Consider the following 645-nt stretch of genomic DNA (forward strand, 5'->3'; position numbering starts at 1 on the left):
CTCCTGACCTATGCCGCTTTGCCCCGGGTGCCGGCTGCCTCGCTGCCGACCTCGAAATCGGCCATCCTCTCCAGCGCCCTGACCAGGGCCGAATGATCCTCCTTGGCGCCGCCATTGGCCGCGCAGGCGTTGAACAGCTGCTGCGTGGTCGACGTGTTGGGCAGCGACACGCCGAGCGCTTTCGCGCCCTCCAGCGCGAGGTTCAGATCCTTCTGGTGCAGTTCGATCCGAAAACCCGGGGCGAAGGTGCGCTTGACCATACGCTCGCCATGCACTTCCAGAATGCGCGAAGCCGCCAGCCCGCCCATCAGCGCCTGCCTGACCTTGGCCGGATCCGCGCCGGCTTTCGAAGCAAAAACAAGCGCTTCGGCGACGGCTTCAATGGTCAGCGCGACGACGATCTGGTTGGCCACCTTGGTGGTCTGGCCAACGCCGTTGGGCCCGACCAGGGTGATGTTCTTGCCTATCTTCTCGAACACGGGCTTGGCGCGCTCGAAGGGTTTCTCCTCGCCGCCGACCATGATGGTGAGCGACGCCGCCTTGGCGCCAACCTCGCCGCCCGAGACCGGCGCGTCGAGATAGTCGCAGCCTAGATCGTTGATTTTCCTGGCAAAAATCTTGGTCTCGATCGGTGAGATCGAGCTC

The 645-nt window shown here is 64.2% G+C and carries 1 protein-coding gene; it reads right to left on the reverse strand.

The window, feature by feature from the left end; translation table 11 throughout:
• Positions 1-8: 8 nt before the first annotated feature.
• The coding region (locus ENZ74_RS33635) for an NAD-binding protein (RefSeq protein WP_127313375.1) at positions 9-645 on the reverse strand (637 nt) is incomplete at its 5' end.

The organism is Mesorhizobium sp. M7A.F.Ca.CA.002.15.2.1 (assembly GCF_003998715.1).
GTDB lineage: Bacteria > Pseudomonadota > Alphaproteobacteria > Rhizobiales > Rhizobiaceae > Mesorhizobium > Mesorhizobium ciceri.